The organism is Paraburkholderia sp. RL18-085-BIA-A (assembly GCF_046027075.1).
Taxonomy (GTDB): domain Bacteria; phylum Pseudomonadota; class Gammaproteobacteria; order Burkholderiales; family Burkholderiaceae; genus Paraburkholderia.
In genome coordinates, this window is sequence record NZ_JARESU010000622.1 from 1 (window position 1) to 416 (window position 416).

The following is a 416-nucleotide window of genomic DNA, read 5'->3' on the forward strand; positions in this document are numbered from 1 at the left end:
TCTTCAAAGGTCGCCATGCAAATTGGAAAACCCAGTCAGCTACGCACGTCGATTTCGACCGCAACGCCTGACAGCATCACCGTCCGCAACCGGGATCTCTGCAAGGAGTTGATAGGCCACGTGAGCCTGACCGACTTCTTTTGTCTGCTCCTGACCGGCCAGCCGCCCACGGACACCCAGCGCCTGCTCCTCGACGCATCGCTCGTGTCGATCTCGGAACACGGGCTGGTCCCCTCCATACAAGCCGCCCGCATGACGTACGCCGCAGCACCCGAGGCCTTGCAGGGCGCGGTTGCCGCCGGCCTGCTGGGATGCGGGTCGGTCGTCCTCGGCAGTTCCGAAGAGGCGGGCAAGCTCTTTGCCGCGTTGCTCGCGAAAACGCCGCAGGAAGGCACGCTCGAACAGGTGGTCGAGCG

At 64.2% G+C, this 416-nt stretch carries 1 protein-coding gene; it reads left to right on the forward strand.

Translation table 11 applies throughout. The features are described from left to right. Nucleotides 1–120: 120 nt before the first annotated feature. Nucleotides 121–416: citrate synthase family protein (locus P0D89_RS54115; RefSeq protein WP_459252697.1), on the forward strand; the 296-nt coding region annotated here is incomplete at its 3' end.